This window comes from Frankia sp. CgKIO3 (assembly GCF_977946435.1).
On sequence record NZ_CDWTMO010000201.1, the window covers coordinates 1 to 6,476 of the forward strand.

The window sequence follows — 6,476 nt, forward strand, 5'->3', positions numbered from 1 at the left end:
GGTTGGGATTCAGTCGGTGGCGGGGGTGAGTGGGGCAGCGAGGACTTCGCCGAGGATCAGGGCCAGTTCACCGAAGGCTCGGCCGCGGTGGCTGATCGCATCCTTCTCCGCCGCGGACAGTTCGGCGTTCGTCCGGGTCTGACCGTCGGCCAGGAACAGTGGGTCGTAGCCGAAGCCGCCCGCGCCGCGAGGTTCGGTCAGCAGGATGCCACGTAGCTCGCCGTGGGCGACCCGTTCGACGCCGTCCGGGGTGACCAGGGCCGCCGCGCAGACGAAGGCGGCGTGGCGCCGGTCGGCTGGGACGTCGTCAAGCTGCGCGAGCAGCAGGGTGTTGTTGGCGGTGTCCCGTTCGACCCGGGTGCCGTCGCGCCGGCCCGACCATCGAGCCGAACGCACCCCCGGCATCCCGGCCAGCTCGTCGACGGCGAGCCCGGAGTCGTCGGCGACCGCCGGCATCCCGGTCTCCGCGACCGCCGCCCGCGCCTTGATCAGCGCGTTCTCGGCGAAGGTCGTCCCGGTCTCGGGTACCTCCTTGCCGGGCGGCAGGCCCACCAGTTCCACGGCCAGGCCGCTGGCCGCCAGGAGGCGGCGCAGCTCCGCGAGCTTCGCCTCGTTGCGACTGGCGAGGACCACCTTCGTCGTCCGGGTCGATCCGTGGTGTTTGGCGCTCATCGAGCACCTCCCGGGCGAGGAGGCCCCGCCGGAACCGGGCCGCGCAACGCCTCGGTCTGGATCGCGGTGAGCTGGGCGCATCCACGCACTGCAAGGTCGAGCAGGCTGTCGAGCATCGTCCGGTCGAACGGGGTGCCCTCGGCGGTGCCCTGGACCTCGACGAAACCGTCCGCCCCAGTGCACACCACGTTCATGTCGGTGTCCGCGGTGGAATCCTCGCTGTAGGCCAGGTCGAGCATCGCCTCGCCCTTGACCACGCCGACACTGACCGCACTGACGCTCGTGGTGATCGCGTCGGGCCTGCTGAGCCAGCGGGCGGCGTCGACCAGCGCGACGTAGGCGCCGGTGATCGCGGCGGTGCGCGTGCCGCCGTCGGCGAGCAGCACGTCGCAGTCGATCGCGATGGTGTTCTCGCCGAGGGCCTTCAGGTCGATGCAGGCACGCAGGCTGCGGCCGATCAGCCGGGAGATCTCGTGGGTCCGCCCGGAGATGCGGCCGCGCACGGACTCGCGATCGTTACGGGTGTCGGTGGCCCGCGGAAGCATGGAGTACTCGGCGGTCACCCAGCCCAGGCCGCTGCCCTTGCGCCAGCGCGGGATCCCCGTGGTTACCGAGGCCGCGCACAGCACCCTGGTCCGGCCCGCGCTGACCAGCGCGGATCCCTCCGCATGCTCCTGCCATCCCCGCAGGATCGTCACCTGCCGGAGTTCGTCCGGTCTCCTGCCATCCGCTCGTATCACGCCGCGACACTATCGGCCCAGGGCGACCCGGCCGCGCGCCGAGGTGCGGAGGTGCGGTCCGTCAGAGTTCTCAGAGTTCGTAGACGGTGCCGGGGCTCGCGAGGGTCAGCGGGCCGTCATACACGCCGGCCGCTTCCTCCTCGGAACGGGCGGCGTTCCCCCACGGGACAAGATGCGTGAGCACGAGCTGGCCCACACCGGCTCGCCGGGCGTGCTCGCCGGCCTCCCGGCCGGTCAGATGCAGGTCCGGGGGGTTGTCCTCCTCGTCGAGGAACGACGCCTCGCAGAGGAAGAGATCGCTGTCGGTGGCGAGGCGGACCAGCCGGTCACACGCCCCGGTGTCGCCCGAGTAGGTCAGTACCCGATCGTCGGCGGTGAGGCGGACGCCGTAGGCCTCCACTGGATGGGCCACCCGGGTGAGATCGATCCGGAACGGCCCGATGTGCAGGCAGCCGGCGCCGATGGTCCGGAAGTCGTAGATGTCGGCCAGGCTGTCGTCCGGCCATTTCTCGAACGCTCCGCACAGCCGTTCCTGGGTGTTGATCGGGCCGTAGACCGGGAGCTTGGGCGGCATGCCCTCCGGGTGGTACCGCCGCGCGTAGGAGTTGGCCACCAGGTCCAGGCAGTGGTCGCCGTGCAGGTGGCTGAGCAGCACCGCGTCGATCTCACGCAGGTCGCAGTGCCGTTGTAGCTCACCCATGGACCCGTTGCCCGCGTCGAGGACGAGCCGGAACCCGTCCGACTCGACAAGGTAGGACGAACAGGCCGACGTCGGGCCGGGATACGTGCCCGAACAGCCGAGGATCGTCAGTTTCACCGTGGCACCACCGGGCTCTGCTGGGAGGAGGGTTCCTGGTCCGCCCCGGTTCGGGCGGCCCAGGCGGCTGGAGGCGTGACTGTGGCCCGCGCGGCGGGAACAGGCGGGGACATCGCCGCGACGCCGACGAGTTCGGGGCCGAGGAACCTGCGTCCCACCCGGCTGAACAAGGTTGGATCACCCGTGGTGAGGAACCGGTGCGTGGGCGGCGGAAGGCCCGGATCGCGGAAGAGCCCATGCCGGACGAGTACCCGGTAGGTGTCCTTGGCCGTCTCCTCGGCACTGCTCACCAGAGTGACGCCCTCTCCCATCACGAGGCCGATTACCCCTGTCAGCAGTGGGTAATGTGTACATCCGAGTATCACCGTGTCTACGCCGGCTTCCTGCAATGGTGCGAGGTACGCCTCGGTCAGGCCGAGCAACTGCCGCCCAGAGGTGATACCCCGCTCAACGAAGTCCACGAACGTCGGGCAGGCCACACCGGTCAGCTCCACGCCCGCGGCGGCGGTGAACGCGTCGTCGTAGGCGCGGCTGGCAATCGTCGCCAGCGTGCCGATGACGCCTACCTGCCCGCTGCGGGTCGCCGCGACCGCCCGGCGAGTCGCCGGCATGATCACTTCGATGACCGGTACGTCGTAACGCTCCCGGGCGTCGCGCAGGCAGGCGGCACTTGCCGTGTTGCAGGCGATGACCAGCAGTTTCACGCCCTCGTCCACGAGCCGGTCGAGGGCATCGAGCGCGTAGCGACGCACCTCGGCGATCCGCCGCGGGCCGTAAGGTGCCCGAGCGGTGTCCCCGAGATACACCAGGGGCTCATGCGGGAGCTGGTCCAGAATGGCGCGCGCCACAGTCAGACCGCCCACCCCGCTGTCGAACACCCCGATTGGCGCGCCGCTCATGAGCGATCAGACTAAGCCGGAAACCCGATGCTCACCCTGTGGCTGTTGTCACGGAACCATTGTCCGATCCCGGACAGTCCTCGCGTGTCCGACATAGGATCATCTCGCCCCGCTGAGCTGGGCGCATCGCTGTGCGTCATACCTCGTTGTTTACCCAGGTGAAGGCGTCCGCGTGCCGCGAGGGGCCGGGGTGTGGCCGGTTCGACATCCGGGAATCGTCCCGGTCCGCTGGATCGCCCGATGACCTCCGTCCGGTCCGGAACGCGATCTTTCGTCGATGTATCGCGGGAAACGCGTGGTCCGTCTGTCGATCGTCCACGAGGAGCCGTGCCCGGGTGGGTACGCCATACGGGTACAGGCACGCCAAACGGGGTGTAGGCTAGAACTACCTGTAATCGATCAGTGACTACTAGCTATCGAACAGGTATGTTGAGGACGCGGCTGAGGTGTCCGGGTCGTTCCCATCCGTCCCCGATCCGCGGCACCCCAGTCGCATCCTCGATGTCTCCGGGCCGTCTCCGGGTGCCGATGCGACGCGATTCCCGAGGTCGCCCCGTGCTTCTACGCTGACGTCATGCGGTGGTCTTGCTGCCGTCCAGCCGTGAAGCCATCCAGGGGGAGCGGGGGGCGTCAGCACGTGGCCACATACGGAGGGCCGCGGTCGGGTGGCTCTCCGAGCATGTGAGATCGGCCCATGATGTGAGGACGGATGGTGCAAGCGGGATGCACGTCACCAAACCGTCCTCCTGGCTTGTCGGGTTGACGTCGATCGGGGGCGTCGCTGGCCGTACGGCGATAGGAACATGCCTATGGCCCGGCTCCTCGCGGCGATCTCCACGGGCGTCGCCCTCCTGGTGTGAGGGTTGACGGCGCTTGCCGTCATGCTGCCGCCTGAGTACAGCTATCTGGTCCCGATTGTCATCATCCTCGTCGTCGTGGGGGTCAACATCACTGCCTGGCTTGTGATCCCGCGTGTCGTCGGCTCGGCGTCGGCGTCGGTGTCCGTGCACCGCTCAATACCGGAGAATCGTCCGATGGGTGGCTTGTTCGTGTTCGGTCGTGGTGAGTTCGACTGGGCGAGTTCGGACGCCTCCGATGCCTCCGTCGAGTCCTCGTCGGACAACTGGTCGTCGAGCTGGGACTACGCCGGCGGGGACGGTCCGGACGGCAGCGACGACGAGAGCGGTTTCGACGACGACCGCTGGTATGGTTCCGCGGCCCGCCGTGGCGCGGGTTTCTCGCCGCCCGCTCTTACCGGAGCATCCATGCCCGGCCTGCTGTCCGCCGATACCGGACCGCATCACCGGGCCACGCAGTCCGGCCCGGTGCCGGCGGAGCCAGAGAAGCACCACGACGACAGCCGCCAGCCGTAGTGACGCCCATGCGGGAACCGATCGGCCAAGGGTACAGTCCTCGGCCAGGTACATCCCGTCCGTGCTGCGCTCGTTGAGATCGGTGCAGTGGCGGCCCGGCGCCGTGGATCAGGCGAGCCCGGCGCGTCGGCGGGCCGTCTCGGCCACCGCGGCCCAGTCCTGGTCGGTCTGGCCGTGCGCCAGCGCGTCGACGAAGGCGTCCCGCAGCACGCCGCCGAAAGGCAGCGGAACGTTCCGTTCCAGCCCTGAGGCCAGCGCGAGCTGGACGTCCTTCAACCCGAGCGGGAGACGGAAGTTGACGGGTTCGTAATCCCGGTTTCCGATCATGCGGCCATAGCCGGTAAAGACCGGGCCAGTGAACAGGTTGTCGGTGAGTACTTCGATGAACGTGGCCGGGTTTATCCCGCCGGCCGTCGATGACGGCGCTCGCCTCCGCCATCGTCTCGATGCTGCAGGCGATTAGATAGTTGCCCAGAATCTTCACCAGGTTGGCGTGTTCCGGCGCGTCGCCGACCGTCCAGGTTCGCCGGCCGAGGACGTCGAACAGGGGCTGAACCTCGGCAATCGCGTCCGGATCGCCGCTGGTCACGATGGTGAGGTTGCCGGCGCGGGCGGCGTCGGTCCGGCCGAAGACGGGAGCCGCGAGGTAGCGCAGCCCGTGCTCGGCGTGCTCACGCCGAGCCCGGATCGCCAGCGCGGTGCTGACGGTGGCCATGTTCACATGCAGTGCTCCGGCCGGCGCGGCGGTCAGCACCCGCGGATCGAGCAGACGATCGGTGACGGCCTGGTCGTCCGCCAGCATGCTGAGGACGATTCCGGTGGCGAACGCCTCGGAGATGCTGGCGGGGACCGCACCGGCGGCGGCCAGTTCGGTGACGGGATCCGGTGAGCGGTTCCAGGCCAGCACGGTGTGGCCGGCGTCGATCAGATTGCGCGCCATGGCGCCGCCCATGCCGCCGAGTCCGATGAAACCGATCTTCATGCGTCACCCTCCTGGCCTGGTCGGCGGACGGTCCGCCGACGCGGGTTTCCTGCCCGGCTGGGCTGGGCCAAGCGGCATCAGCGGCTCCGGCCCAGGGCGTGTGAAGAACGGACCGGCAGGTGCCGGGTTCTCAGGCGCCTGTCATCGTAGGAAGCCCGGTGCCCGAGGTCAGTGTGATGAACTCGATACGCGGGGGACCGGTGAGCAGATCCTGCCGCTCGGCGACGAAGTGGTGGATGTGCGGCTGGTCCTCATGATCCTCGAACGCCTCGCGGTCGCGGTAGAGCTCGTAGAAGAGCCGGGCATTGTCGTCGCCGGCCACCCGATGGGTAGTGTAGATCAAGGTCCCGGGTTCGTGGGCGGCGATCAGCGGCACCGTCTCGGCCACCAACGCGTCGAACGCGTCCGCCGTGTCCGGGCGTACCTCGAACCGCACCGTCAGACCGAACATGGATCTCCTCCTCAAGGTATTGCGACAGGGATATGGCGGGGCGCTGTCGCTTTGCGACGTACTGTTACCGCATCCAGGAGATCACTCTAATGGTGGCCTGAGAGCCTGGCCACATCGATGCGGCCTGAGATCGGCTGCCTTGTGCAGCCCGGGACGGGCCATCCGGACCTTGACGGCAGGATGCCGATGTACAGCAGATTCTGTCGATCAAAGCCGATATGAACGTCATGAACGGTACCCGATGGTATTCTCTCAAGGCTGGATCTGGTGATAGTTCCCGCTGGCCGAGGCGACCCGCGTCGCGCTCAGGTCCCCGGCGCCGTGGACCGGGACGTGCCACCCGGCCAGCATAGCGATTCGCGGCAGGCGGGCCACAGCCTGATTTCTTCCATCGACTCGTAGTTCAAATTCGAGAGACTTGTGTTCACTGGCTCGTGAACGGAAATCCCTTGACGGCTGGCCGCTGCACCGCACTCCGACGGGACGTAGGAAAGGTCGGCGCCCTAGTTACTCTGACGATTCACTCCTTCATCGTCTACGGA

General features: G+C 68.2%; 7 protein-coding genes and 1 pseudogene. 1 reads left to right on the top strand and 7 read right to left on the bottom strand.

The genetic code is table 11. The annotated features are described in order from the left end of the window. Positions 1–9: 9 nt before the first annotated feature. From rdgB to murI, 4 genes are all read right to left on the bottom strand, one after another. Entirely contained in the window at positions 10–672 is a 663-nt protein-coding gene (gene rdgB, locus AC08OJ_RS17680) for an RdgB/HAM1 family non-canonical purine NTP pyrophosphatase (RefSeq protein ID WP_476596320.1), read from the bottom strand. Then, positions 669–1,412 (bottom strand): ribonuclease PH, encoded by a 744-nt coding sequence (gene rph / locus AC08OJ_RS17685; RefSeq protein ID WP_476596321.1) that lies wholly within the window; start codon positions 1,410–1,412, stop codon positions 669–671. Before rph ends, rdgB begins: the two co-directional genes overlap by 4 nt. A gap of 70 nt (positions 1,413–1,482) precedes the next feature. Further along, a complete protein-coding gene (locus AC08OJ_RS17690; RefSeq protein WP_476594308.1) occupies positions 1,483–2,229 on the bottom strand; it encodes an MBL fold metallo-hydrolase in 747 nt (248 codons plus the stop codon). Beyond that, positions 2,226–3,128: a glutamate racemase gene (gene murI, locus AC08OJ_RS17695; protein WP_476594309.1), complete on the bottom strand. Its 903-nt coding sequence runs from the start codon at positions 3,126–3,128 to the stop codon at positions 2,226–2,228. Before murI ends, AC08OJ_RS17690 begins: the two co-directional genes overlap by 4 nt. An 863-nt stretch (positions 3,129–3,991) precedes the next feature. On the opposite strand from murI, the gene AC08OJ_RS17700 reads away from it, so the two are divergent. After that, entirely contained in the window at positions 3,992–4,501 is a 510-nt protein-coding gene (locus AC08OJ_RS17700; RefSeq protein WP_476594310.1) for a hypothetical protein, read from the top strand. A gap of 108 nt (positions 4,502–4,609) precedes the next feature. Here the strand turns inward: AC08OJ_RS17700 and AC08OJ_RS17705 are convergent, their stop codons facing one another. From AC08OJ_RS17705 to AC08OJ_RS17715, 3 genes and pseudogenes are all read right to left on the bottom strand, one after another. After that, positions 4,610–4,903, bottom strand: a complete 294-nt coding sequence (locus tag AC08OJ_RS17705) for an NAD-binding protein (RefSeq protein ID WP_476594312.1) — start codon at positions 4,901–4,903, stop codon at positions 4,610–4,612. A 169-nt stretch (positions 4,904–5,072) separates the two neighbouring features. Beyond that, a pseudogene (locus tag AC08OJ_RS17710) lies at positions 5,073–5,483 on the bottom strand (NAD(P)-binding domain-containing protein); the annotation flags it as partial. A gap of 130 nt (positions 5,484–5,613) precedes the next feature. Beyond that, positions 5,614–5,934 carry a putative quinol monooxygenase gene (locus tag AC08OJ_RS17715; protein ID WP_476594311.1) on the bottom strand — a complete coding sequence of 107 codons (321 nt, stop codon included), beginning with the start codon at positions 5,932–5,934 and terminating at the stop codon, positions 5,614–5,616. Between the last annotated feature and the right edge of the window lie 542 nt (positions 5,935–6,476).

What these genes read in the sequence shown, in the direction of transcription:
- rdgB (WP_476596320.1), bottom strand. Translation starts at nt 672, where the DNA reads ATGAGCGCCAAACACCACGGATCGACCCGGACGACGAAGGTGGTCCTC.
- murI (WP_476594309.1), bottom strand. Translation starts at nt 3,128, where the DNA reads ATGAGCGGCGCGCCAATCGGGGTGTTCGACAGCGGGGTGGGCGGTCTG.
- AC08OJ_RS17715 (WP_476594311.1), bottom strand. Translation starts at nt 5,934, where the DNA reads ATGTTCGGTCTGACGGTGCGGTTCGAGGTACGCCCGGACACGGCGGAC.